This is a genomic window from Enterobacter bugandensis, from assembly GCF_900324475.1.
GTDB classification, from domain to species: domain Bacteria; phylum Pseudomonadota; class Gammaproteobacteria; order Enterobacterales; family Enterobacteriaceae; genus Enterobacter; species Enterobacter bugandensis.
In genome coordinates, this window is the sequence record NZ_LT992502.1 from 220157 (window position 1) to 245291 (window position 25135).

At 56.3% G+C, this 25135-nt stretch carries 20 protein-coding genes and 1 riboswitch; of the genes, 8 read left to right on the forward strand and 12 right to left on the reverse strand.

The window, feature by feature from the left end; all coding sequences use genetic code 11:
- Nucleotides 1-259 precede the first annotated feature (259 nt).
- Together rpoB and rpoC are read left to right on the forward strand one after the other, a co-directional pair.
- On the forward strand, nt 260-4288 hold the full coding sequence (gene rpoB / locus DG357_RS01115) for a DNA-directed RNA polymerase subunit beta (protein WP_015569976.1): 4029 nt from the start codon (nt 260-262) through the stop codon (nt 4286-4288).
- Between the two features lie 76 nt (nt 4289-4364).
- A complete protein-coding gene (gene rpoC / locus DG357_RS01120; RefSeq protein ID WP_028015097.1) occupies nt 4365-8588 on the forward strand; it encodes a DNA-directed RNA polymerase subunit beta' in 4224 nt (1407 codons plus the stop codon).
- A 52-nt stretch (nt 8589-8640) separates the two neighbouring features.
- Here the strand turns inward: rpoC and DG357_RS01125 are convergent, their stop codons facing one another.
- From DG357_RS01125 to DG357_RS01170, 10 genes are all read right to left on the reverse strand, one after another.
- Nucleotides 8641-8958, reverse strand: coding sequence for a PTS lactose/cellobiose transporter subunit IIA (locus DG357_RS01125; protein ID WP_008503455.1), 318 nt, complete (start codon nt 8956-8958; stop codon nt 8641-8643).
- Entirely contained in the window at nt 8958-9266 is a 309-nt protein-coding gene (locus tag DG357_RS01130) for a PTS sugar transporter subunit IIB (protein ID WP_010425948.1), read from the reverse strand. Before DG357_RS01130 ends, DG357_RS01125 begins: the two co-directional genes overlap by 1 nt.
- A 146-nt stretch (nt 9267-9412) precedes the next feature.
- Complete coding sequence (locus DG357_RS01135; protein WP_088204573.1) at nt 9413-10954, reverse strand: sensor domain-containing diguanylate cyclase; 1542 nt, start codon at nt 10952-10954, stop codon at nt 9413-9415.
- A gap of 337 nt (nt 10955-11291) precedes the next feature.
- The gene (gene thiH, locus DG357_RS01140) at nt 11292-12419 is read right to left on the reverse strand and encodes a 2-iminoacetate synthase ThiH (RefSeq protein ID WP_063438504.1); all 1128 of its coding nucleotides are present in this window, start codon (nt 12417-12419) and stop codon (nt 11292-11294) included.
- Nucleotides 12416-13186 carry a thiazole synthase gene (gene thiG, locus DG357_RS01145; protein ID WP_088204572.1) on the reverse strand — a complete coding sequence of 257 codons (771 nt, stop codon included), beginning with the start codon at nt 13184-13186 and terminating at the stop codon, nt 12416-12418. Before thiG ends, thiH begins: the two co-directional genes overlap by 4 nt.
- 1 nt (nt 13187) lies before the next feature.
- Entirely contained in the window at nt 13188-13388 is a 201-nt protein-coding gene (gene thiS / locus DG357_RS01150) for a sulfur carrier protein ThiS (protein WP_063155690.1), read from the reverse strand.
- Entirely contained in the window at nt 13372-14127 is a 756-nt protein-coding gene (locus DG357_RS01155) for a HesA/MoeB/ThiF family protein (RefSeq protein WP_028015102.1), read from the reverse strand. Before DG357_RS01155 ends, thiS begins: the two co-directional genes overlap by 17 nt.
- Nucleotides 14120-14755, reverse strand: a complete 636-nt coding sequence (gene thiE, locus DG357_RS01160) for a thiamine phosphate synthase (protein ID WP_088204571.1) — start codon at nt 14753-14755, stop codon at nt 14120-14122. Before thiE ends, DG357_RS01155 begins: the two co-directional genes overlap by 8 nt.
- Nucleotides 14755-16650: a phosphomethylpyrimidine synthase ThiC gene (gene thiC / locus DG357_RS01165; protein WP_063155695.1), complete on the reverse strand. Its 1896-nt coding sequence runs from the start codon at nt 16648-16650 to the stop codon at nt 14755-14757. The genes thiE and thiC overlap by 1 nt, the downstream gene beginning before the upstream one ends.
- 79 nt (nt 16651-16729) lie before the next feature.
- Nucleotides 16730-16839: riboswitch (TPP riboswitch) on the reverse strand.
- A gap of 54 nt (nt 16840-16893) precedes the next feature.
- Entirely contained in the window at nt 16894-17391 is a 498-nt protein-coding gene (locus tag DG357_RS01170; RefSeq protein WP_028015105.1) for an Rsd/AlgQ family anti-sigma factor, read from the reverse strand.
- Between the two features lie 95 nt (nt 17392-17486).
- Here DG357_RS01170 and nudC point away from each other — a divergent pair, with 95 nt between their 5' ends.
- The 6 genes from nudC (at nt 17487) to DG357_RS01200 (ending at nt 21839) form a co-directional block, all read left to right on the forward strand.
- On the forward strand, nt 17487-18260 hold the full coding sequence (gene nudC / locus DG357_RS01175) for an NAD(+) diphosphatase (protein ID WP_088204570.1): 774 nt from the start codon (nt 17487-17489) through the stop codon (nt 18258-18260).
- A 38-nt stretch (nt 18261-18298) separates the two neighbouring features.
- A complete protein-coding gene (hemE, locus tag DG357_RS01180; RefSeq protein WP_088204569.1) occupies nt 18299-19363 on the forward strand; it encodes a uroporphyrinogen decarboxylase in 1065 nt (354 codons plus the stop codon).
- 9 nt (nt 19364-19372) lie between these two features.
- Nucleotides 19373-20044, forward strand: coding sequence for a deoxyribonuclease V (gene nfi, locus DG357_RS01185; RefSeq protein WP_010425928.1), 672 nt, complete (start codon nt 19373-19375; stop codon nt 20042-20044).
- A gap of 41 nt (nt 20045-20085) precedes the next feature.
- Nucleotides 20086-20676: a YjaG family protein gene (locus DG357_RS01190; protein WP_022646712.1), complete on the forward strand. Its 591-nt coding sequence runs from the start codon at nt 20086-20088 to the stop codon at nt 20674-20676.
- Between the two features lie 186 nt (nt 20677-20862).
- Nucleotides 20863-21135 (forward strand): nucleoid-associated protein HU-alpha, encoded by a 273-nt coding sequence (gene hupA / locus DG357_RS01195; protein ID WP_002445246.1) that lies wholly within the window; start codon nt 20863-20865, stop codon nt 21133-21135.
- 11 nt (nt 21136-21146) lie between these two features.
- Nucleotides 21147-21839 (forward strand): DUF1481 domain-containing protein, encoded by a 693-nt coding sequence (locus tag DG357_RS01200; RefSeq protein ID WP_028015109.1) that lies wholly within the window; start codon nt 21147-21149, stop codon nt 21837-21839.
- Between the two features lie 46 nt (nt 21840-21885).
- On the opposite strand, the gene purD is transcribed toward DG357_RS01200, so the two are convergent.
- Both purD and purH read right to left on the reverse strand, forming a co-directional pair.
- The gene (gene purD / locus DG357_RS01205; RefSeq protein WP_045261355.1) at nt 21886-23178 is read right to left on the reverse strand and encodes a phosphoribosylamine--glycine ligase; all 1293 of its coding nucleotides are present in this window, start codon (nt 23176-23178) and stop codon (nt 21886-21888) included.
- 15 nt (nt 23179-23193) lie between these two features.
- Nucleotides 23194-24783, reverse strand: coding sequence for a bifunctional phosphoribosylaminoimidazolecarboxamide formyltransferase/IMP cyclohydrolase (gene purH / locus DG357_RS01210; RefSeq protein ID WP_088204568.1), 1590 nt, complete (start codon nt 24781-24783; stop codon nt 23194-23196).
- Nucleotides 24784-25135 lie beyond the last annotated feature (352 nt).

Consider the following 25135-nt stretch of genomic DNA (forward strand, 5'->3'; position numbering starts at 1 on the left):
CAGCCTTTTTGCGCTGTAAGGCATCAGTAGCATTTCACACTGTTTGACTGCTGATTGTCCTGACAATGCTTGTTTCTATCGACGACTTAATATACTGCGACAGGGTGCTCGCTCTGTGTAAATCGCAATGAAATGGTTTAAGCGTGATAGCAACAGGTATTGCGGAAAGTATTCAATTTTCCGGTCCACAAAATGGTGTTGCACAAACTGTCCCTTCGTCGGACAGATGGGTCGACTTGTCAGCGAGCTGAGGAACCCTATGGTTTACTCCTATACCGAGAAAAAACGTATTCGTAAGGATTTTGGTAAACGTCCACAAGTTCTGGACATTCCATATCTCCTTTCTATCCAGCTTGACTCGTTCCAGAAGTTTATCGAGCAAGATCCTGAAGGGCAGTACGGTCTGGAAGCAGCCTTCCGTTCCGTGTTCCCGATTCAGAGCTACAGCGGTAACTCCGAGCTGCAGTACGTCAGCTACCGCCTTGGCGAACCGGTGTTTGACGTTCAGGAATGTCAGATCCGTGGCGTGACCTATTCCGCACCGCTGCGCGTAAAACTGCGTCTGGTGATCTACGAGCGCGAAGCGCCGGAAGGCACCGTAAAAGACATTAAAGAACAAGAAGTCTACATGGGTGAGATTCCACTCATGACAGACAACGGTACTTTCGTTATCAACGGTACTGAGCGTGTTATCGTTTCCCAGCTGCATCGTAGCCCGGGCGTCTTCTTCGACAGCGATAAAGGTAAAACACACTCTTCCGGTAAAGTACTGTATAACGCACGCATCATTCCTTACCGTGGTTCATGGCTGGACTTCGAGTTCGATCCAAAAGACAACCTGTTTGTCCGTATTGACCGTCGTCGTAAACTGCCTGCAACCATCATTCTGCGTGCACTGAACTATACCACTGAGCAGATCCTGGACCTGTTCTTTGAGAAAGTGATCTTTGAAATCCGCGACAACAAGCTGCAGATGGAGCTGGTGCCGGAACGTCTGCGTGGTGAGACCGCGTCGTTCGACATCGAAGCCGACGGCAAAGTGTATGTGGAAAAAGGTCGCCGTATCACCGCGCGCCACATCCGCCAGCTGGAAAAAGATGATATCAAACACATCGAAGTTCCGGTTGAATACATTGCAGGAAAAGTAGCCGCGAAAGATTACGTTGATGAATCAACTGGCGAGCTGATCTGCCCGGCGAACATGGAGCTGAGCCTGGATCTGCTGGCTAAGCTGAGCCAGTCTGGCCACAAACGTATCGAAACGCTGTTCACCAACGATCTGGACCACGGTCCGTACATCTCTGAGACTGTACGCGTCGACCCAACCAACGATCGTCTGAGCGCGCTGGTAGAAATCTACCGCATGATGCGCCCTGGTGAGCCACCAACTCGCGAAGCGGCTGAAAGCCTGTTCGAGAACCTGTTCTTCTCCGAAGACCGCTACGATCTGTCCGCGGTAGGTCGTATGAAGTTCAACCGTTCTCTGCTGCGCGACGAGATCGAAGGTTCCGGTATCCTGAGCAAAGACGACATCATCGAAGTGATGAAGAAGCTCATCGATATCCGTAACGGTAAAGGCGAAGTGGACGATATCGACCACCTCGGCAACCGTCGTATCCGTTCCGTAGGCGAAATGGCGGAAAACCAGTTCCGCGTTGGCCTGGTACGTGTAGAGCGTGCGGTGAAAGAGCGTCTGTCTCTGGGCGATCTGGATACCCTGATGCCTCAGGATATGATCAACGCCAAGCCGATTTCTGCAGCAGTGAAAGAGTTCTTTGGTTCCAGCCAGCTGTCTCAGTTCATGGACCAGAACAACCCGCTGTCTGAGATCACGCACAAACGTCGTATCTCTGCACTCGGCCCAGGCGGTCTGACCCGTGAACGTGCAGGCTTTGAAGTTCGAGACGTACACCCGACTCACTACGGTCGCGTATGTCCAATCGAAACGCCTGAAGGTCCAAACATCGGTCTGATCAACTCCCTGTCCGTGTACGCACAGACGAACGAATACGGTTTCCTTGAGACCCCGTATCGTAAAGTGACCGACGGTGTGGTTACCGACGAAATTCATTACCTGTCTGCTATCGAAGAAGGCAACTACGTTATCGCTCAGGCGAACTCCAACCTGGATGACGAAGGCCACTTTGTAGAAGATCTGGTTACCTGCCGTAGCAAAGGCGAATCCAGCTTGTTCAGCCGCGACCAGGTTGACTACATGGACGTATCCACCCAGCAGGTGGTATCCGTCGGTGCGTCCCTGATCCCGTTCCTGGAACACGATGACGCCAACCGTGCATTGATGGGTGCGAACATGCAACGTCAGGCCGTTCCAACTCTGCGTGCTGATAAGCCGCTGGTTGGTACCGGTATGGAACGTGCTGTGGCCGTTGACTCCGGTGTTACTGCAGTTGCTAAGCGTGGCGGTACCGTTCAGTACGTTGACGCATCCCGTATCGTTATCAAAGTTAACGAAGACGAGATGTATCCGGGCGAAGCGGGTATCGACATCTACAACCTGACTAAATACACCCGTTCTAACCAGAACACCTGTATCAACCAGATGCCTTGCGTATCTCTGGGTGAGCCAGTTGAGCGCGGCGACGTGCTGGCAGACGGTCCGTCCACCGACCTCGGTGAACTGGCGCTCGGTCAGAACATGCGCGTAGCGTTCATGCCGTGGAACGGTTACAACTTCGAAGACTCCATCCTCGTCTCCGAGCGTGTGGTTCAGGAAGATCGTTTCACCACCATCCACATTCAGGAACTGGCCTGTGTGTCCCGTGACACCAAGCTGGGGCCAGAAGAGATCACCGCCGACATCCCTAACGTGGGTGAAGCTGCGCTCTCCAAGCTGGATGAATCCGGTATTGTTTACATCGGTGCGGAAGTGACCGGCGGCGACATTCTGGTAGGTAAGGTGACGCCGAAAGGTGAAACCCAGCTGACCCCAGAAGAGAAACTGCTGCGTGCTATCTTCGGTGAGAAAGCGTCTGACGTTAAAGACTCTTCTCTGCGCGTACCAAACGGTGTTTCCGGTACGGTTATCGACGTTCAGGTCTTCACTCGTGATGGCGTTGAGAAAGATAAGCGTGCGCTGGAAATCGAAGAGATGCAGCTCAAACAGGCTAAGAAAGACCTGTCTGAAGAACTGCAGATCCTCGAAGCAGGTCTGTTCAGCCGTATCTATGCGGTGCTGGTTGCCGGTGGCGTTGAAGCTGAGAAGCTCGACAAACTGCCACGCGATCGCTGGCTGGAACTCGGCCTGACCGACGAAGAGAAACAAAATCAGCTGGAACAACTGGCTGAGCAGTATGACGAACTGAAACACGAGTTCGAGAAAAAACTCGAAGCGAAACGCCGCAAAATCACTCAGGGCGACGATCTGGCACCTGGCGTGCTGAAGATTGTTAAGGTGTATCTGGCCGTTAAACGCCAGATCCAGCCTGGTGATAAGATGGCAGGTCGTCACGGTAACAAGGGTGTTATCTCTAAGATCAACCCGATCGAAGATATGCCGCACGATGCTAACGGTACGCCGGTAGATATCGTACTGAACCCACTGGGCGTACCGTCTCGTATGAACATTGGTCAGATCCTGGAAACTCACCTGGGTATGGCTGCGAAAGGTATTGGCGACAAGATTAACGCCATGCTGAAACAGCAGCAGGAAGTCGCGAAACTGCGCGAATTCATCCAGCGTGCCTACGATCTGGGTACCGACGTGCGTCAGAAAGTCGACCTGAACACCTTCAGCGATGAAGAAGTGCTGCGTCTGGCAGAGAACCTGCGCAAAGGTATGCCAATTGCAACGCCGGTATTCGACGGTGCAAAAGAAGCTGAAATTAAAGAGCTGCTGCAACTGGGTGGTCTGCCAACGTCTGGTCAGATTACGCTGTTTGACGGCCGTACCGGTGAACAGTTTGAGCGTCCAGTAACCGTAGGTTACATGTACATGCTGAAACTGAACCACCTGGTCGACGACAAGATGCACGCTCGTTCTACCGGTTCTTACAGCCTGGTTACTCAGCAGCCGCTGGGTGGTAAGGCACAGTTCGGTGGTCAGCGCTTCGGGGAGATGGAAGTGTGGGCGCTGGAAGCATACGGCGCGGCATACACCCTGCAGGAAATGCTCACCGTTAAGTCTGATGACGTGAACGGTCGTACCAAGATGTATAAAAACATCGTGGACGGCAACCATCAGATGGAACCAGGCATGCCAGAATCCTTCAACGTACTGTTGAAAGAGATTCGTTCGCTGGGTATCAACATCGAACTGGAAGACGAGTAATTCTCGCTCAAACAGGTCACTGGTGCCGGGTTAACCCCCGGCACCGGATTGTGCTAACTCCGACGGGAGCAAATCCGTGAAAGATTTATTAAAGTTTCTGAAAGCGCAGACTAAAACCGAAGAGTTTGATGCGATCAAAATTGCTCTGGCTTCGCCAGACATGATCCGTTCATGGTCTTTCGGTGAAGTTAAAAAGCCGGAAACCATCAACTACCGTACGTTCAAACCTGAGCGTGACGGCCTTTTCTGTGCGCGTATTTTCGGGCCAGTAAAAGACTACGAGTGCCTGTGCGGTAAGTACAAGCGCCTGAAACACCGCGGTGTGATCTGTGAGAAGTGCGGCGTTGAAGTGACCCAGACTAAAGTACGCCGTGAGCGTATGGGCCACATCGAGCTGGCGTCTCCGACTGCTCACATCTGGTTCCTGAAATCTCTGCCGTCCCGTATCGGTCTGCTGCTGGATATGCCGCTGCGCGATATCGAACGTGTTCTGTACTTCGAATCTTATGTAGTTATCGAAGGCGGGATGACGAACCTGGAACGTCACCAGATCCTGACTGAAGAGCAGTATCTGGACGCGCTGGAAGAGTTCGGTGACGAATTCGACGCGAAGATGGGTGCGGAAGCTATTCAGGCCCTGCTGAAGAGCATGGATCTGGAGCAGGAGTGCGAGCAGCTGCGTGAAGAGCTGAACGAAACCAACTCCGAAACCAAGCGTAAAAAGCTGACCAAGCGTATCAAACTGCTGGAAGCGTTCGTTCAGTCTGGTAACAAACCAGAGTGGATGATCCTGACCGTTCTGCCGGTTCTGCCGCCAGATCTGCGTCCGCTGGTTCCGCTGGATGGTGGTCGTTTCGCAACGTCCGATCTGAACGATCTGTATCGTCGCGTTATCAACCGTAACAACCGTCTGAAACGTCTGCTGGATCTGGCTGCGCCGGACATCATCGTACGCAACGAAAAACGTATGCTGCAGGAAGCGGTAGATGCCCTGCTGGATAACGGTCGTCGCGGTCGTGCGATCACCGGTTCTAACAAGCGTCCTCTGAAATCTTTGGCCGACATGATCAAAGGTAAGCAGGGTCGTTTCCGTCAGAACCTGCTCGGTAAGCGTGTTGACTACTCCGGTCGTTCTGTAATCACCGTAGGTCCATACCTGCGTCTGCATCAGTGCGGTCTGCCGAAGAAAATGGCACTGGAGCTGTTCAAACCGTTCATCTACGGCAAGCTGGAGCTGCGTGGCCTGGCCACCACCATCAAAGCCGCTAAGAAAATGGTTGAGCGTGAAGAAGCTGTCGTTTGGGATATCCTGGACGAAGTTATCCGCGAACACCCGGTACTGCTGAACCGTGCACCAACCCTGCACCGTCTGGGTATCCAGGCATTTGAGCCAGTCCTGATCGAAGGTAAAGCTATCCAGCTGCACCCGCTGGTTTGTGCGGCCTATAACGCCGACTTCGATGGTGACCAGATGGCTGTTCACGTACCGCTGACGCTGGAAGCCCAGCTTGAAGCGCGTGCGCTGATGATGTCTACCAACAACATCCTGTCTCCAGCGAACGGTGAACCAATTATCGTTCCTTCTCAGGACGTTGTATTGGGTCTGTACTACATGACCCGTGACTGTGTTAACGCCAAAGGCGAAGGCATGGTGCTGACTGGCCCGAAAGAAGCTGAGCGTATTTATCGCGCTGGCCTGGCCTCTCTGCATGCGCGCGTTAAAGTGCGTATCACCGAATACGAAAAAGATGCAAACGGCGAATTCGTTGCGAAGACCAGCCTGAAAGACACGACCATTGGCCGTGCCATTCTTTGGATGATCGTACCGAAAGGTCTGCCTTTCTCCATCGTCAACCAGGCGCTGGGCAAGAAAGCGATCTCCAAAATGCTGAACACCTGTTACCGCATTCTGGGTCTGAAGCCGACCGTTATCTTCGCTGACCAGACAATGTATACCGGCTTTGCTTATGCAGCGCGTTCAGGTGCATCTGTTGGTATCGATGACATGGTCATCCCAGAGAAGAAACACGAGATCATCTCTGAAGCGGAAGCTGAAGTTGCTGAGATCCAGGAGCAGTTCCAGTCTGGTCTGGTAACCGCGGGCGAACGCTACAACAAAGTTATCGATATCTGGGCAGCGGCGAACGATCGTGTATCCAAAGCGATGATGGATAACCTGCAAACCGAAACCGTGATTAACCGTGACGGCGTCGAAGAGCAGCAGGTTTCCTTCAACAGCATCTACATGATGGCCGACTCCGGTGCGCGTGGTTCTGCAGCACAGATTCGTCAGCTGGCAGGTATGCGTGGTCTGATGGCGAAGCCAGATGGCTCCATCATCGAAACGCCAATCACCGCGAACTTCCGTGAAGGTCTGAACGTACTCCAGTACTTCATCTCCACGCACGGTGCGCGTAAAGGTCTGGCGGATACCGCACTGAAGACAGCGAACTCCGGTTATCTGACGCGTCGTCTGGTTGACGTTGCGCAGGATCTGGTTGTGACCGAAGACGATTGTGGCACCCTCGAAGGTATCACCATGACCCCGGTTATCGAGGGTGGTGATGTTAAAGAGCCGCTGCGCGATCGCGTACTGGGTCGTGTGACCGCGGAAGACATTCTGAAGCCGGGCACCGCAGACATTCTGGTTCCACGCAATACGCTGCTGCACGAACAGTGGTGTGACCTGCTGGAAGCGAACTCTGTTGACTCTGTGAAAGTGCGTTCCGTTGTATCCTGTGACACCGACTTTGGTGTGTGTGCGCACTGCTACGGTCGTGACCTGGCGCGTGGCCACATCATCAACAAAGGTGAAGCCATCGGCGTTATCGCGGCACAGTCCATCGGTGAGCCGGGTACACAGCTGACGATGCGTACGTTCCACATCGGTGGTGCGGCATCTCGTGCGGCTGCTGAATCCAGCATTCAGGTGAAAAACAAAGGTAGCATCAAGCTCAGCAACGCGAAGTCTGTTGTTAACTCCGCAGGCAAGCTGGTTGTGACCTCTCGTAACACCGAGCTGAAGCTGATCGACGAATTCGGTCGTACCAAAGAGAGCTATAAAGTGCCTTACGGTGCGGTTATGGCGAAAGGTGATGGCGAGCAGGTTGCCGGCGGTGAAACCGTTGCAAACTGGGATCCACACACCATGCCGGTAATCACCGAAGTAAGTGGTTTCATCCGCTTTACTGATATGATCGACGGCCAGACCATTACTCGTCAGACCGACGAGCTGACCGGTCTGTCTTCTCTGGTGGTTCTGGATTCTGCTGAACGTACTACCGGCGGTAAAGATCTGCGTCCTGCACTGAAAATCGTTGATGCTCAGGGTAACGACGTTCTGATCCCGGGTACCGATATGCCTGCGCAGTACTTCCTGCCGGGTAAAGCGATTGTACAGCTGGAAGATGGCGTACAGATCAGCTCTGGTGACACCCTGGCGCGTATTCCTCAGGAATCCGGCGGTACCAAGGACATCACCGGTGGTCTGCCACGCGTTGCGGACCTGTTCGAAGCACGTCGTCCGAAAGAGCCTGCAATCCTGGCTGAAATCAGCGGGATCATCTCCTTCGGTAAAGAGACTAAAGGTAAGCGCCGTCTGGTTATCACCCCAGTAGATGGCAGCGAGCCGTACGAAGAGATGATTCCTAAGTGGCGTCAGCTCAACGTGTTCGAAGGCGAACGTGTAGAACGTGGTGACGTGGTTTCCGACGGTCCAGAAGCGCCGCACGACATCCTGCGTCTGCGTGGTGTGCATGCTGTTACTCGTTACATTGTTAACGAAGTACAGGACGTATACCGCCTGCAGGGCGTTAAGATTAACGATAAGCACATCGAAGTTATCGTTCGTCAGATGCTGCGTAAAGCAACCATCGAAAACGCGGGCAGCTCCGACTTCCTGGAAGGCGAGCAGGTTGAATACTCACGCGTTAAGATCGCTAACCGCGATCTGGAAGCGAACGGCAAAATCGGTGCGACCTTCGCACGCGATCTGCTGGGTATCACCAAAGCGTCTCTGGCAACCGAGTCCTTCATCTCCGCAGCATCGTTCCAGGAAACGACTCGTGTCCTGACCGAAGCCGCTGTTGCTGGTAAACGTGATGAACTGCGCGGTCTGAAAGAGAACGTCATCGTGGGTCGTCTGATCCCTGCCGGTACCGGTTATGCGTACCATCAGGATCGTATGCGTCGTCGCGCAGCGGGCGAACTGCCAGCTGCACCGCAGGTTACTGCTGAAGATGCATCCGCGAGCCTGGCAGAACTGCTGAACGCAGGTCTGGGCGGTTCCGACAACGAGTAATCGTTGATGCCGTAAATAAAAAACCCGCCTCGGCGGGTTTATCTGCATTTCTTCAATTCACTAACGGGATGCGTCGATAAAGCTCAATCATATCGCCCGCCAGATCCTGAATAACCATCGCGTTCATCAGGTGGTCCTGAGAATGAACGGTGATCAAGTTAACAGGCAATTTCCCGGTCCCTTCGTCAAGTCCAATAAGCTGCGTCTGGATCGTATGCGCGTGCTTCACATATTCGCGGGATTCTTCCATCGCTTTTTCAGCTTCGTCAAACTCACCTTTACGCGCCATCTGCAGAGCCGTCAGGGCCGCACTGCGGGCCGCACCGGCGTTGACCAGCAGTTCCATGATTGTGGTTTCTAAGTCTTCCATTATGACTCCAGCAGTTTAAGCGCTTTTTCCAGTACGGCATCGCCTTTCATCATGCCGTAATCCATCATGTCGATCACCGCGACCTTTTTACCCAGCGGGTCGGCCTGTGCCTGCAGTTTAGCCTGCTCGTATTTGACCTGTGGCCCCAGCAATACGATGTCGGCCGTCGCGATATTGTCTTTAAACTCCGCAACCGGAACGGCTTTAATGGTGACTTCAACCCCTTTTTTCTGCGCGGCATCTTTCATACGTTGAACCAGCATGCTGGTTGACATTCCCGCTGCACAGCATAAAACGATGTTCTTCATAATCAGCCTCGATCTACATGTGTTTATTGATAATTATCCTGCGCAGAGAGCTTCAACAACCGCTTTACCGCGATTGTGTGTCAGGCATCACAAAGAAAGCGGCATTTTTCTGAAACCGGTTACAATTCTTCGAGTAAGAGAGAAAGTCAGCCGACGGCAGTGCGAACAATACGGTTTTTTCCCTGCTTTTTAGCACTGTAGAGCGCGTTATCAACGCTACCTACAAATTGTTCCAGCGGTTCGAAGTGCCATTCACCCAGACCCGCGCTGAACGTGACGTGAAGATTGTCTTCACGCCATACGCGTCTTGCAACGGCGGTGCGCCATGCGTCAAGCAATGAAAATGCAGCAGCGATCTGCTCGGCCTGGAAAATTACCGCGAACTCTTCACCACCATAGCGATAGACCGAGACGTGGTGGGGCTGCATTATCTGGATCCCCTCGCGCGCCACGTTACGCAGGACAATGTCGCCGCTCAGGTGTCCCCACGTGTCGTTAATTGACTTGAAGTTATCAATATCAACCAGCGCCATCGCGAAAGGCTGGTGGGCATTTAATAATTCCTCCACATCGTTATCGAACGCACGGCGGTTTTTGCAGCCGGTCAGCGCATCGTGAGTGGCCTGACGAACATACGCCATCTCACGCTCTTTATTGGACTGAATGGTGTGGCTCAGCATCGCTTCCAGACGCGGCGCCTGGCTCACATTGCCCGTTTTGATCGCATTGATAATGGTCATCAACACGGTACGCGAGGCATGACGCAGATAGAGGCCGAAGAGAATGATAATGATGGCCGCCAGCGCGAAACCCCAGCCTACGATTGTCGTTTCGTGTCGGGTGATATCGGTAAGCGTTGCGCCAGAGACCCTGTAGATGACAAACCAGTCTGGATTGGTAAATGAGTAGTAGTAATACCAGGCGTCGGTTTTCTTATCGTAAAGGTGGCCTTCGCCGCTGGTCATTTTATCCATCAGCGCTTCGCTGACGTACTGTTTGAAAAGCACGCCCGTATCAGGGTGCAGCACGACGGCGCCATCGCGTTCGACGACGAAGAATTCCCCCTGAACAGGGGCGACCATCTGACGCAGGGTGTAGCCCATTGACGTTAAGTCGAGATGAAACGCAATCGTACCTTTAAGTCGACCTTCTGGTGAAATCAACGGTTTATAGAGTGTGACCGTCGGATGACCGTTGAAGTAGTCCATATAGGGACGGGTGTAGTGGCTGAATATACTGGCTTCAGCATGGGCGACAAACCACGGACGCGTCCGGGGATCGAAGGTTTTACTCTTTTCCGTCTGGAGCACTTCCGGGGCGCGCAGATAATGTCCCTGCGTGTCTGCCAGCGAGATGGATGACACGGTCGGCATCAGGTTTTGCAAATGCATCATCATCTGCAGCCCTTGCGTCGGGTTGACGTTGAGGGTCTCGTTTAGCCTGTCATCGCGTGCAAAATACATCGCGGAGCGGCCCAGGATATAGTCGTTTTCACGCAGGATTGACTCGGTGTAGTTCACCGCAAGGTTATGGGTGAAATTGCCATTAATCTTATGATAGTCCTCAAGGAAATCCTTTCGTTGTGAAAGAGTTACCACGACCGCGATCAGCGCAAAACTGCACAGAATCCCCGCGAAGCTGAGCATAATGGGTCGGGTGAAAGAGAGCTTTTTGCTGTGAAGTGCCATGAGTTGTACATCGATCCTGATGGTGAATATTTTTCGTCTGCCGATATCCTCTCAGCATAGTCGCTGTCCTGCGGTTAGCGGTGAATTATACGGAACACGATTTCAGGCGAGATGATTTATCTTAAGAATCACTAAGAAATTCCTTATCCATACTTTTGCGCCCCTCTTATGCACGAAATCGGAGGCAGGGCGAAACGAGGAAGAAGCTTTTCGCCCTGGTCAGCATCCGTTGCTGACCTGATGACAATAAAAAACCGGACGATCGCTGACAATCATCCGGTTTTACCTTTCCGTAACGCCTCGATAATTTTCTACCGTGTTGCAGTGCGTTACATCGTCATTGCGAGGCTCTTCCCAGCCAGCTGTCCCAGTCTTTCCAGACAGGCTGTAAACCCTGTGCCGTCAGGGCGGCGGCAACGGCTTCCGGACGCCGTCCGTCATGCGGTGCAAACTGCTCAAGCTCCGGATGGTCGTCTGCATACCCGCCCGGCTGCGTTTTGGAAAATGCGCTGACGTTATTAATCGCCAGCGGGATGACGCGATCGCGAAACGCCGGGGATTCACGCGTTGAGAGCGATAACTCCACTTCCGGGGCGAGCAGGCGAAACGCGCAGATGGTCTGCACCAGCTGGCGTTCATCCATCAGCGAAGCCGGTTCAATGCCGCCTGCGCAGGGGCGCAGGCGTGGGAAGGAGATGGAGTATCGGGTCTGCCAGTAGTGCTGCTGCAGCCACAGCAGATGTTCTGCCACCATGTAGCAATCTACCCGCCAGCTATCGGAAAGCCCAATTAGCGCACCCAGCCCGATTTTGTCGATCCCGGCGCGGCCCAGCCTGTCCGGCGTTTCCAGCCGGAAGAAAAAATCCTGCTTCTTCCCTTTCAGGTGATGCCGCGCGTACGTCGCCTCGTGGTAGGTTTCCTGATAGACCATAACGCCGTCCAGCCCGAGCGTTTTTAACTCCGCATACTCGTCCTGCGACAGGGGCTGAACCTCCATCTGCAACGACGCAAACTCCCGACGTATCGCAGGCAGATGCTGGCGGAAATAGTCCATTCCCACTTTCCCCTGATGCTCGCCCGTGACCAGCAGAAGATGTTCGAACCCCATTTCACGAATAGCGGCACACTCGCGGGCGATCTCCTCTTCATCGAGCGTTTTCCGCTTGATGCGGTTGCTCATGGAAAAACCACAGTAGGTACAGTCGTTGGCGCACAGGTTCGAAAGATAGAGCGGGACGTAGAAGCTCACCGTGTTGCCAAACCGCTGCCGGGTGAGGCGCTGAGCGCGCTGCGCCATCGGTTCAAGGTAGGCGCTGGCCGCCGGGGAGAGCAGGGCCATTAAATCCTCCCGGTTCAGATGACGGGCATTCAGCGCGCGCTCCACGTCAGCCGCCGTTTTGCTGTTGATGCGCAGGGCAATATCGTCCCAGTTAAGCTCGCGCCAGCGCTCGGTAAACGTGCTCATGAGATCGCCTCCAGAAAACCGGTCAGCGGGCTGGTGGCCTGTGCCTGAAAACTGCGCGAGCCGGGGCCGGACTCTCTGGCCAGCACGCCAGCCTCCACGGCGAGACGAAACGCACGCGCCATCATGACCGGGTCGTCGGCCACCGCAATGGCGGTATTCACCAGCACCGCGTCGGCCCCCATTTCCAGCGCCTGCGCGGCATGGCTGGGCACGCCGATCCCCGCATCCACCACCACCGGCACGGTCGCCTGCTCGATGATGATCTCCAGCATCGCGCGGGTTTCCAGCCCCTGATTGGAGCCAATGGGCGCGCCCAGCGGCATGACGGCGGCGCAGCCGACCTCTTCCAGACGCTTACACAGCACGGGATCCGCGCCGCAGTAAGGCAGAACGGTAAACCCCTGCTGCACTAGCTTTTCTGCGGCTTTCAGGGTCTCGATCGGGTCGGGCAGCAGCCAGCGGGCGTCCGGGTGAATTTCCAGCTTCAGCCAGCGGGTACCGAGCGCTTCCCGCGCCAGCTGTGCGGCGAAAATCGCCTCCTCGGCCGTTTTCGCGCCGGAGGTGTTGGGCAGCAGCGTCACGCCTGCCTCCAGTAGCGGCGCAAGTATGGCATCGTTGTGCTGGCGCAGATCCACGCGCTTCATCGCCAGCGTCACCAGCTGGCTGCCGCTTTCACGAATAGCATCCACCATCAGCTGCGGCGAGGCGAATTTGCCGGTACCGGTAAACAGATGTGAATTAAAGACTTTATCAGCAATACGTAACATCTCAGCCCCCTGCGATAACCTGAAACAGCAGGATCTGGTCGCCTTCATTGACCTGCTGAAGTTCCCACTGCTCGCGCGGCAGGATCTGTTGATTGAGCGCCAGCGCCGTTCCCGGCTTGAGCTGGCGCAATTTGTCGAGCAGGACGGCAACGGTGAGACCGTCGTCGCACGTCATCGGCTCATCGTTAAACAGAATGCGCATCGTGGCCTCCGCATACCGGGCAGTGGCTGGCGCGGTGTAGTGCCAGATGGCGCCAGCCGCTGGAGCGGGCGTCGAACAGCCGGAGCGTGTTGCGTTCCGTCTCCATGCCGCTGAGCAGCTTGATGGCCTCCAGCGCCTGGAGGGTTCCCATCACGCCCACCACCGGGCCAAGAATGCCTGCCGTGCGGCAGTTACGCTCCGGTTCAGCCTCGTCCGGCCACAGGCAGCGGTAACAGCCCTGCGCCCACGGCGGCGTAAGCACCATTATCTGCCCGCCGAACCCGACCGCGCTGGCGGTGATCAGCGGCGTGTTCTGTGCAACACAGGCCGCGTTGATGGCCTGACGCGTCGCCATGTTGTCCGTGCAGTCCAGCACCGCGTCGGCAAGGGCAACTTCACGTTGCAGCTCGTCTCCGCTAAGCCGCGTCTGGAGCGCAATCAGTTCGATATCCGGATTAAGCTGGTTAAGCCGCTGCCGGGTGATCTGCGCTTTAGGCTGGTTAACATCTTCAGTCGTGAAGAGGATTTGCCGTTGCAGGTTGCTGAGGTGCACCTCGTCGTCATCGGCCAGCACCAGCGTGCCCACGCCCGCACCGGCCAGATACAGCGCGGCGGGCGCGCCTAATCCGCCCAGGCCGACAATCAGTACCCGGCTGGCAAGCAGCTTTTGCTGCCCGTCAATGGCGATATCCTCCAGCAGGATCTGGCGGCTGTAGCGCATAAAATCGCGGTCATTCATCGCCTGCTCCTGCCAGCTGTAAAAGCTGCGCGGTGGCGGACCGCCAGTCTGCCGCCTGGGTGATAGCGCTGACGACGGCGATACTGCCGACGCCGGTCTCCAGCACCGCCGGGGCGCGTTCAAGGCTGATTCCACCGATGGCGACGGTCGGGTAATCGGCAAGGCGCTTAACGTGGCTCGCCAGCTGCGTCAGACCCTGCGGGGCAGAAGGCATCTGCTTGGTTTGCGTCGGAAAAACGTGACCGAGGGCGATGTAGGAGGGGCGTGCCGCCAGCGCCACGTCGATTTCCATATCATCGTGTGTTGAAACGCCAAGGCGCAGGCCAGCCTGGCGAATGGCGTTCAGATCGGTGGTTTCCAGATCCTCCTGGCCCAAATGCACGCCGTACGCCCGGTGCTTAACGGCCAGCCGCCAGTAGTCGTTGATAAACAGGCGGGCATTGTAGCGATGCCCCAGCGCGATGGCGGCGACGACGTCGGCCTCCACCTCTTCATCACGCTTATCTTTGATGCGCAGCTGGAGGGTGCGAACGCCGGCCTCCAGCAGGCGTTCGATCCACTCCACGCTGTCCACCACCGGGTAAAGCCCTAAGCGAAAGGGCACGGAGGGGAAATCGGGCTTGTACATTACGCCTCCTCTTTTTTGAGGTAAATTTCGCCGCCTCTGGCGCGGAAGGTTTCCGACATGTCCGCCATACCGACTTCAATGGTCTGCGCGGCGGCGTAATCCCGCACCTCCTGGCTGATTTTCATCGAGCAGAATTTTGGCCCGCACATGGAGCAGAAGTGCGCCACCTTGCCCGACTCCTGCGGCAGGGTCTCGTCGTGATAGGCGCGGGCGGTGAACGGATCCAGCGCCAGGTTAAACTGGTCTTCCCAGCGGAATTCAAAGCGCGCTTTGGACATGGCGTTGTCGCGGATTTGTGCGCCCGGGTGGCCTTTCGCCAGATCCGCCGCGTGGGCGGCAATTTTATAGGTAATCAGTCCCTGCTTTACGTCCTCTTTGTTGGGCAGGCCGAGATGCTCTTTCGGCGTCACGTAGCAGAGCATGGCGCAGCCAAACCAGCCGATCATCGCCGCGCCAATCCCGGAGGTGAAGTGGTCGTAGCCCGGTGCGATATCTGTGGTCAATGGCCCCAGAGTGTAGAACGGCGCTTCGTGGCAGTGCTCCAGCTCCTCGGTCATGTTGCGGCGTATCATCTGCATCGGCACGTGGCCCGGGCCTTCAATCATCACCTGCACGTCATACTCCCAGGCGATTTTGGTCAGCTCGCCCAGGGTGTGCAGCTCGGCAAACTGCGCTTCGTCGTTGGCATCGCGGATGGAGCCCGGACGCAGGCCGTCGCCCAGTGACAGGGAGACGTCGTACGCGGCGCAGATTTCGCAGATCTCGCGGAAGTGCTCGTAGAGGAAGTTTTCCTGATGATGGGACAGGCACCACTTCGCCATGATGGAGCCACCCCGCGAGACGATGCCGGTCAGACGTTTCGCCGTCATCGGTACGTAGCGCAGCAGCACGCCCGCGTGGATGGTGAAGTAGTCCACGCCCTGTTCCGCCTGCTCCAGCAGCGTGTCGCGGAACGCTTCCCAGGTGAGGTTTTCAGCAATGCCGTTGACCTTCTCCAGCGCCTGGTAAATCGGGACGGTACCAATCGGCACCGGGCTGTTACGCAGGATCCACTCGCGGGTTTCGTGGATGTAACGGCCAGTGGAGAGGTCCATCACCGTGTCCGCGCCCCAGCGCGTGGACCAGACCAGCTTTTCCACCTCCTCTTCGATGGACGAGGTGACGGCAGAGTTGCCGATGTTGGCGTTAACTTTCACAAGGAAGTTGCGGCCGATAATCATCGGCTCCGATTCCGGATGGTTGATGTTGGCAGGGATAATCGCGCGCCCGGCGGCCACTTCGTCACGCACAAACTCCGGCGTGATGTTCTCCGGCAGGCGAGCGCCAAAGCCTTCACCCGGATGCTGGTGGCGCAATATTTCGCTGCGGATGCGCTCGCGGCCCATGTTTTCGCGGATGGCGATGAACTCCATCTCCGGCGTGACGATACCCTGGCGCGCGTAGTGCAGCTGGGTGACGCACTTGCCCGCTCTGGCGCGTTTTGGCGTCAGCAGGCCGGTAAAGCGCAGCTCGTCCAGGCCGTCGTCGGCCAGGCGTTCTTTGGTGTACGCAGAACTGCGTACGCTCAGTTCTTCGCAGTCGTTACGCGCGTCAATCCACGGCTGGCGCAGCTTTGCCAGACCTTGCTGCACGTTGATAGCAACGTCAGGATCGCCGTATGGGCCGGAGGTGTCATACACCGGCACGGCTTCGTTGTCTTCATACTGGGGGTTCTCTTTGCTGCCGCCGATAAGCGTCGGGCTGAGCTGGATTTCGCGCATCGGCACGCGGATATCGGCCTGTGAACCGGTGATGTAGATGCGTTTCGAGTTCGGGAAAGCGGTGCCTTCCAGGGTGTCGATGAAGTGTTGGGCCTGTGCACGCTGTTCGCGGCGGGTCAGTTTTGTTGTAGACATAGCTCATTCCAGAAGTGAAGGACATGGCTTGTCAGACGACGGATGAAGCAAGAGGAGATCGCCCCAGGGGCGATACAACAGCAGCGTGACTCTTGTTCCCTTCGCAGGTATTAACCTGATCAGGTTCCGCGGATCCCGAATTAACGGTCTCAGCCCGTGCTTACACACTGGGCACTCCGACAAGAAAAATCCCCCTCCGCAGAGGGGCGACTGGTTGTAAATTACTCGTTAACGGTTAAGAACTCAAGCAGGGCGCGCAACGTTATCGCTGCTGCTGATATTCAGGTTGTTATCCAGTACGAGGGCGATGAGCTTATCTTCCAGCGTGAATCGCTCTTCCAGCGCTTCGCCCAGGTCGGACAGCGCCTGCTGGAACTCAAGATAGTTATCGTGATCGATGGCGTTCTCGAGCGTGGAATCGTAATAGTCCATGATCTGCTGGGTGTTGGCTTCCAGCTGCGGACAGAGTTTGCTGGCCGCTAAATACGGCGTTGTCCCTTCCATTTCGCGGATAATGCGTTCATAAATGTTGAAATGGCCGTCGGAGAGGTAGTCGACAAGGCTCTGACAAAAATCATCCAGCGCTTTTTCGTTCAGCCGCATAAAGGATTCTTTGCCAGGCTTAAGACCGACCAGATTGTAATACGCCACAAGGAGATGCTTGCGCACATGTAGCCAGCGATCCACCAGGGTATTACTTCCTCCAACGCGCTCAGTCAGGCTTTCCAGCTGGTTTAACATGGTCGACTCCATAAGGTTTAGAATGGGATCTGCTTATCCAAAATGTAACCACAATGCTAACAACATGTCAGTGAAGCGAAGGTAGTGCAATAGATATGGATCGTATTATTGAAAAATCAGATCTGGGTTGGTGGATCGTCAGCCACGAACAAAAATTATGGCTGCCCTCAGGAGAGTTGCCCTACGGTGCCGCGGAAACGTTCGATCTGGTGGGCCAGTCCGCGCTGAAGATCGGCGAGTGGCAGGGCGATCCCGTGTGGTTGATCCAACAGGCGCGCCGTCAGGATATGGGATCCGTACGTCAGGTGTTAGATCTTGACGTCGGCCTGTTCCAGCTGGCGGGGCGGGGCGTGCAGCTGGCGGAGTTTTACCGTTCGCACAAATATTGCGGTTACTGCGGCCACACCATGCACCCAAGCAAAACCGAGTGGGCGCTGCTCTGCGGCCACTGCCGTGAACGCTACTACCCGCAAATCGCGCCGTGCATCATCGTTGCCATCCGCCGTGATGATTCCATCCTGCTGGCGCAACATACCCGTCATCGCAACGGCATTCATACCGTCCTCGCCGGGTTCGTCGAAGTCGGCGAAACGCTGGAGCAGGCGGTGGCGCGCGAGGTGATGGAGGAGAGCAGCATCAAGGTGAAGAACCTGCGCTACGTGACCTCCCAGCCGTGGCCGTTCCCGATGTCTCTGATGACCGCGTTTATGGCGGAATATGACAGCGGCGAGATTGTTATCGATCCGAAAGAGCTGCTGGAGGCGAACTGGTACCGCTACGACAATTTACCGCTGTTACCCCCTCCGGGAACGGTGGCGCGTCGCCTGATAGAAGATACCGTGGCAATGTGTCGGGCCGAGTATGAGTAGTGTTACACTGACGGACTGACGCAATAAGGAACTGCAAAATGACCGAACTGAAGAACGATCGTTATCTGCGTGCGCTGCTGCGCCAGCCCGTTGATGTCACCCCGGTGTGGATGATGCGCCAGGCGGGACGCTATCTGCCAGAGTACAAAGCCACGCGCGCGCAGGCGGGCGATTTTATGTCGCTGTGCAAAAACGCCGAGCTGGCCTGTGAGGTGACGCTCCAGCCGCTGCGCCGCTACCCTCTGGACGCCGCCATTCTCTTTTCGGACATTCTCACCATTCCGGACGCGATGGGCCTGGGGCTCTATTTCGAAACCGGCGAGGGCCCGCGCTTTACCTCGCCGATCAAAAGCAAAGCCGACGTCGATAAGCTGCCGATCCCCGATCCGGAAGGCGAACTGGGCTACGTGATGAACGCCGTGCGCACCATTCGCCGCGAGCTGAAGGGCGAAGTGCCGCTGATTGGCTTCTCCGGCAGCCCGTGGACGCTGGCCACCTACATGGTTGAAGGCGGCAGCAGCAAAGCCTTCACCATGATTAAAAAGATGATGTACGCCGAACCGCTGGCGCTGCATGCGCTGCTCGACAAGCTGGCGAAGAGCGTTACGCTCTACCTCAACGCGCAGATTAAAGCGGGTGCGCAGTCGGTGATGATTTTCGACACCTGGGGCGGCGTGCTGACCGGACGTGATTATCAGCAGTTCTCCCTGTACTACATGCACAAAATCGTCGATGGCCTGCTGCGTGAAAACGAAGGTCGCCGCGTGCCGGTGACGCTGTTCACCAAAGGTGGCGGCCAGTGGCTGGAAGCGATGGCGGCCACCGGCTGCGACGCGCTGGGCCTCGACTGGACCACCGATATTGCCGATGCCCGCCGCCGCGTGGGTGACAAAGTGGCGCTGCAGGGCAACATGGACCCGTCCATGCTCTATGCTCAGCCTGCCCGCATCGAAGAGGAAGTGTCGACTATACTGTCTGGTTTCGGCCAGGGTGAAGGCCACGTCTTTAACCTCGGCCACGGCATTCATCAGGATGTGCCGCCTGAACACGCAGGCGTATTTGTGGAGGCGGTGCATCGGCTTTCTGCCCAGTATCACAAGTAAGGAGTGGTTATGGATCTCGCGTCGCTACGCGCTCAGCAAATCGAACTGGCTTCATCGGTGATCCGCGAGGATCGTCTGGATAAGGATCCTCCGCAGTACATTGGCGGGGCGGACGTCGGGTTCGAGCAGGGCGGTGAAGTGACGCGGGCGGCGATGGTGGTGCTGAAATACCCGTCGCTGGAGCTGGTGGAGTACAAGGTGGCGCGTATCGCCACCACCATGCCCTATATTCCCGGCTTTCTCTCCTTCCGCGAATACCCCGCGCTGCTGGCCGCGTGGGAGCAACTCTCGCAAAAACCTGACCTCCTGTTTGTTGACGGGCACGGTATCTCCCATCCGCGTCGCTTAGGCGTCGCCAGCCACTTTGGTCTGCTGGTGGACGTGCCGACCATCGGCGTGGCGAAAAAACGCCTGTGCGGCGCGTTTGAGCCGCTTTCTGCCGAACCGGGCGCGCTGGCGCCGCTTATCCATAAAGGCGAGCAGCTGGCGTGGGTCTGGCGCAGTAAAGCGCGCTGTAATCCGCTGTTTATCGCCACCGGGCATCGGGTGAGCATGGACAGCGCGCTGGCGTGGGTGCAGCGCTGCATGAAGGGCTACCGGTTACCGGAGCCAACCCGCTGGGCTGACGCCGTTGCCTCTTCACGTCCGGCATTCATTCGTTGGCAGGAAATTCAGCCGTGATTCAGGTAAACTGCGGCTAATTTTCGATTCGAGACATCATCATGTTACAAAACCCGATTCATCTGCGCCTTGAGAAGCTGGAAAGCTGGCAGCACGTGACGTTTATGGCTTGCCTGTGCGAGCGCATGTATCCCAACTATGCCGCGTTCTGTAAGCAAACGGAGTTTGGCGAAGGCCAGATTTATCGACGTATCCTGGATTTGATCTGGGAGACGCTGACGGTGAAAGACGCAAAGGTGAACTTCGATTCACAGCTCGAAAAGCTGGAAGAGGCGATCCCGGCGGCGGACGATTACGACCTGTACGGCGTTTATCCGGCTATCGACGCCTGCGTGGCGTTGAGCGAGCTGATCCACTCCCGTCTGAGCGGTGAAACGCTGGAGCACGCCATTGAAGTCAGTAAGGCATCCATCACGACCGTCGCGATGCTGGAAATGACGCAGGAAGGCCGCGAAATGACCGACGAAGAGCTGCGTGCTAACCCGGCGGTTGAACAGGAATGGGACATTCAGTGGGAGATTTTCCGCCTGCTGGCAGAGTGTGAAGAGCGTGATATTGAGCTGATCAAAGGGCTGCGCGCGGACCTGCGTGAGGCCGGTGAGAGCAATATTGGTATAATTTTTAACCAATGAGACAACAAAACGTGATTTAACGCCTGTTTTGTCGCACCTCGACTCTTCCCTTCTGCCCCCCGTCTGGTCTACATTTGGGGGGCGAAAAAAAGTGGCTATCGGTGCGTGTATGCAGGAGAGTGCTTTTTTGGCATTTTCGTCGCACTCGATGCTTAGCAAGCGATAAACACATTGAAAGGATAACTTATGAACAAGACTCAACTGATTGATGTAATTGCGGACAAGGCTGATCTGTCTAAAGTGCAGGCTAAAGCTGCTCTGGAATCTACCCTGGCTGCTATTACTGAGTCTCTGAAAGAAGGCGATGCTGTACAACTGGTTGGTTTCGGTACCTTCAAAGTGAACCACCGCGCTGAGCGTACTGGCCGCAACCCGCAGACCGGTAAAGAAATCAAAATCGCCGCAGCTAACGTGCCGGCATTTGTTTCTGGTAAAGCACTGAAAGACGCAGTTAAGTAAGACGCGTGGCAGTGAACAGTTTTAACGAAGGGGCGGCAACGCCCCTTTTGTCATTCTGGCGTGGCACGCTCGCGCTGGCAGGCGTACTGTTGCTGTCTGCCTGTAGCCATGACTCCTCACTCCCCCCGTTTACCGCCAGCGGCTACGCTGACAACCAGGGCGCGGTCAGGATCTGGCGTAAAGATTCCAGCGATGAAGTCCATATGCTTACCGCGTTCAGCCCGTGGCATAACGGCAACACCTCGACCGCAGAGTACCGCTGGCAGGGCGATGCGCTGTCGCTGATTGAACTGAACATCTACAGCAAGACCCCCGAACACGTGAAGGTGCGTTTCGACGACCACGGCGAGCTGAGCTTTATGCAGCATGAAGTCAGCGGATTGAAACAGCAGCTTTCCAGTGATCAGGTCGCCCTTTACCGCTACCGCGCCGAACAGCTCCGTCAGACCAGCGACGCGCTGCGCCAGGGCCGCGTGGTGCTGCGCCAGGGGCGCTGGCATGCCGATGGCACGGTGACCACCTGCGAAGGGCAGACCGTAAAGCCTGAACTTGAATCCTGGGCAACCGAACACATTCAGCGCCGTCAGCGGCATTCGTCTATGGAAGTGAGCGTGGCGTGGCTTGAGGCGCCGGAAGGCTCTCAGCTGCTGCTGGTGGCGAACGAAGACTTCTGCACCTGGCAGCCGACAGAGAAAAGTTTTTGATTTAAGTTCCCTCTCCCTTGAGGGAGAGGGTTAGGGTGAGGGGAAATTACTCCCCCTGCTCCCGCGCAATAGCACGATAACCGATATCCTGACGGCTGAAGCTGCCGTTCCAGTGAATATCCGCCATCAGCGCATAGGCGCGTTTCTGCGCTTCTGCTACGGTCTGACCCAGTGCGGTCGCACACAGTACGCGGCCGCCGTTGGTGAGCACGCGGTCATCGTCAGCCAGCTTCGTACCGGCGTGGAACACCTTCGCGCCGTCAATCTCTTCCAGCGGCAGGCCGTGGATCTCATCTCCGGTGCTGTAGTTCCCCGGATAGCCACCCGCAGCAATCACCACGCCCAGAGACGCACGTTCGTCCCACTCTGAGGTTTTCTCGTCCAGCTTGCCTTCGCAGGCCGCCAGACACAGATCCACCAGGTCGGATTTCATGCGCAGCATGATGGGCTGGGTTTCCGGATCGCCGAAGCGGCAGTTGAATTCAATCACCTTCGGGTTACCCTGCTTGTCAATCATCAGGCCCGCGTAGAGGAAACCGGTGTAGGTATTGCCTTCCGCCGCCATGCCCTTCACGGTAGGCCAGATGATGCGGTCCATGGTGCGCTGATGCACCTCATCGGTAACAACGGGAGCAGGGGAGTAAGCGCCCATCCCGCCGGTGTTGGGGCCGGTATCGCCATTGCCAACGCGCTTGTGATCCTGGCTGGTGGCCATCGGCAGAACGTGCTCGCCGTCGACCATCACGATAAAGCTCGCCTCTTCGCCGTCGAGGAACTCTTCGATCACGATGCGGTGGCCCGCGTCGCCAAAGGCGTTTCCTGCCAGCATATCCTGAACGGCCGCTTCGGCTTCTTCGAGCGTCATCGCCACGATAACGCCTTTCCCGGCGGCCAGACCGTCGGCTTTGATGACAATCGGCGCGCCTTTTTCACGCAGGTAAGCCAGCGCGGGCTCGACGTCGGTGAAGTTCTGATACTCCGCCGTCGGAATGTTATGACGCGCGAGGAAATCTTTGGTGAAGGCTTTGGAGCCTTCCAGCTGTGCGGCACCTTCCGTTGGGCCGAAGATTTTCAGGCCCGCAGCGCGGAAGGCGTCAACCACGCCAATTACCAGCGGCGCTTCCGGGCCGACGATGGTCAGATCGATGTTCTCGGTCTGGGCAAAGCTCAGCAGCGCCGGGATATCGGTCACGCCGATAGCCACGTTCTGCAGCGCGGGTTCCAGTGCGGTACCGGCGTTACCCGGTGCCACGAAGACGGTTTTAACCTGCGGAGACTGCGCCGCTTTCCACGCCAGAGCGTGCTCGCGCCCGCCGTTACCAATCACTAATACTTTCATTTTCTGCTCCGGGAATTAATGGCGGAAGTGGCGCATGTCGGTGAAGATCATTGCGATGCCGTGTTCGTCGGCAGCGGCAATCACCTCGTCGTCGCGGATAGAGCCGCCAGGCTGGATCACACAGGTGATGCCCACCGCAGCCGCAGCATCGATACCGTCACGGAACGGGAAGAAGGCGTCAGAGGCCATGGCGGAGCCTTTCACTTCCAGGCCTTCGTCGCCTGCTTTGATACCGGCAATTTTCGCAGAGTAAACGCGGCTCATCTGGCCTGCGCCTATCCCGATGGTCATGTTCTCTTTGGCGTAGACAATGGCGTTAGACTTCACGAACTTCGCCACTTTCCAGCAGAACAGCGCGTCGCGCAGCTCCTGTTCGGTCGGCTGACGTTTGGTCACCACGCGCAGGTCGGCTTCTGTCACCATACCCAAATCGCGATCCTGAACCAGCAGACCGCCGTTCACGCGCTTGAAGTCCAGGCCCGGCACGCGCTCCGCCCACTGGCCGCAAACCAGTACGCGCACGTTCTGTTTCGCCGAGGTGATTTTCAGCGCTTCTTCGGACGCGGACGGCGCGATGATCACTTCGACAAACTGGCGGGAGATAATGGCCTGCGCGGTCTCAGCATCCAGCTCGCGGTTGAAGGCAATAATGCCGCCGAATGCGGAGGTCGGGTCGGTTTTGTAGGCGCGATCGTAGGCATCCAGAATAGAGGAGCTTACCGCAACGCCGCACGGGTTGGCGTGCTTGACGATAACGCAGGCCGGCTCGCTGAACTCTTTCACGCATTCCAGCGCGGCGTCGGTGTCGGCAATGTTGTTATAGGAAAGGGCTTTGCCCTGAACCTGCTGGGCGGTCGCAACGGAGGCTTCCTTTACCTCTTCTTCTATATAGAAGGCAGCCTGCTGGTGGCTGTTCTCACCGTAACGCATATCCTGCTTCTTAATGAAGTTCAGGTTCAGGGTGCGCGGGAAGCGGCCAGAAGGATCTTTGCTTTCACCATGGTAGGCAGGAACCAGGCTACCGAAGTAGTTGGCAATCATGCTGTCGTACGCGGCGGTGTGTTCGAACGCCTTAATCGCAAGGTCGAAGCGGGTTTCGAGAGTGAGGGAGCCGTCGTTAGCATCCATCTCATTAATAATGGCGCTGTAGTCGCTGCTCTTCACCACGATGGCCACATCTTTATGGTTCTTCGCCGCGGAGCGCACCATGGTTGGGCCGCCGATATCAATATTCTCAACCGCATCTTCCAGAGAGCAGCCTTCGCGGGCGACGGTCTGGGCAAACGGGTAGAGGTTAACGACGACCATATCGATAGGCGCGATATCATGCTGTTCCATAATGCCGTCGTCCTGACCGCGACGGCCCAGAATGCCGCCGTGCACTTTCGGATGCAGGGTTTTGACGCGTCCATCCATCATTTCCGGGAAACCGGTGTAGTCGGACACTTCGGTTACCGGCAGACCTTTATCTGCTAACAGGCGAGCGGTACCGCCTGTAGAAAGCAGCTCTACACCACGTGCGGAAAGTGCCTGAGCGAATTCGACGATACCGGCTTTATCAGAAACACTGAGCAGAGCGCGGCGGACTGGACGACGTTGTTGCATGGTAAATCCCCTGGATTTCACGATTACAGAGAGCGTTAGATGAATTTTCCAGCGAAAAACTCATCTAACACACCTGACGAGGCCTCCTTGTTAAGCGCGAGCATTTTAACGAAAACGTTTGCGCAACGCTCGCATATTTTCACTTTTTCGAAGCGCTGTGGATAACTCTGTGTGTAAAAGGGTATAAGGCGGGGTTTTGCTGGGGAATGCAGCAGTCAGTCATTTTTCTGTCATTTAGCGGTTGCGGCCCGCGGAGAACTCCCTATAATGCGCCTCCATCGACACGGCGGATGTGAATCACTTCACAGTTAACCCGGTCGGTTGAAGAGAAAAAATCCTGAAATAACGGGTT

What these genes read in the sequence shown, in the direction of transcription:
- rpoB (WP_015569976.1), top strand. Translation starts at nt 260, where the DNA reads ATGGTTTACTCCTATACCGAGAAAAAACGTATTCGTAAGGATTTTGGT.
- DG357_RS01130 (WP_010425948.1), bottom strand. Translation starts at nt 9,266, where the DNA reads ATGAAGAACATCGTTTTATGCTGTGCAGCGGGAATGTCAACCAGCATG.
- DG357_RS01170 (WP_028015105.1), bottom strand. Translation starts at nt 17,391, where the DNA reads ATGTTAAACCAGCTGGAAAGCCTGACTGAGCGCGTTGGAGGAAGTAAT.
- thiS (WP_063155690.1), bottom strand. Translation starts at nt 13,388, where the DNA reads ATGCGCATTCTGTTTAACGATGAGCCGATGACGTGCGACGACGGTCTC.
- nudC (WP_088204570.1), top strand. Translation starts at nt 17,487, where the DNA reads ATGGATCGTATTATTGAAAAATCAGATCTGGGTTGGTGGATCGTCAGC.
- purH (WP_088204568.1), bottom strand. Translation starts at nt 24,783, where the DNA reads ATGCAACAACGTCGTCCAGTCCGCCGCGCTCTGCTCAGTGTTTCTGAT.
- hemE (WP_088204569.1), top strand. Translation starts at nt 18,299, where the DNA reads ATGACCGAACTGAAGAACGATCGTTATCTGCGTGCGCTGCTGCGCCAG.
- thiH (WP_063438504.1), bottom strand. Translation starts at nt 12,419, where the DNA reads ATGAGCACGTTTACCGAGCGCTGGCGCGAGCTTAACTGGGACGATATT.
- DG357_RS01135 (WP_088204573.1), bottom strand. Translation starts at nt 10,954, where the DNA reads ATGGCACTTCACAGCAAAAAGCTCTCTTTCACCCGACCCATTATGCTC.
- hupA (WP_002445246.1), top strand. Translation starts at nt 20,863, where the DNA reads ATGAACAAGACTCAACTGATTGATGTAATTGCGGACAAGGCTGATCTG.
- thiC (WP_063155695.1), bottom strand. Translation starts at nt 16,650, where the DNA reads ATGTCTACAACAAAACTGACCCGCCGCGAACAGCGTGCACAGGCCCAA.
- thiE (WP_088204571.1), bottom strand. Translation starts at nt 14,755, where the DNA reads ATGTACAAGCCCGATTTCCCCTCCGTGCCCTTTCGCTTAGGGCTTTAC.
- DG357_RS01155 (WP_028015102.1), bottom strand. Translation starts at nt 14,127, where the DNA reads ATGAATGACCGCGATTTTATGCGCTACAGCCGCCAGATCCTGCTGGAG.
- nfi (WP_010425928.1), top strand. Translation starts at nt 19,373, where the DNA reads ATGGATCTCGCGTCGCTACGCGCTCAGCAAATCGAACTGGCTTCATCG.
- DG357_RS01190 (WP_022646712.1), top strand. Translation starts at nt 20,086, where the DNA reads ATGTTACAAAACCCGATTCATCTGCGCCTTGAGAAGCTGGAAAGCTGG.
- DG357_RS01125 (WP_008503455.1), bottom strand. Translation starts at nt 8,958, where the DNA reads ATGGAAGACTTAGAAACCACAATCATGGAACTGCTGGTCAACGCCGGT.
- thiG (WP_088204572.1), bottom strand. Translation starts at nt 13,186, where the DNA reads ATGTTACGTATTGCTGATAAAGTCTTTAATTCACATCTGTTTACCGGT.
- purD (WP_045261355.1), bottom strand. Translation starts at nt 23,178, where the DNA reads ATGAAAGTATTAGTGATTGGTAACGGCGGGCGCGAGCACGCTCTGGCG.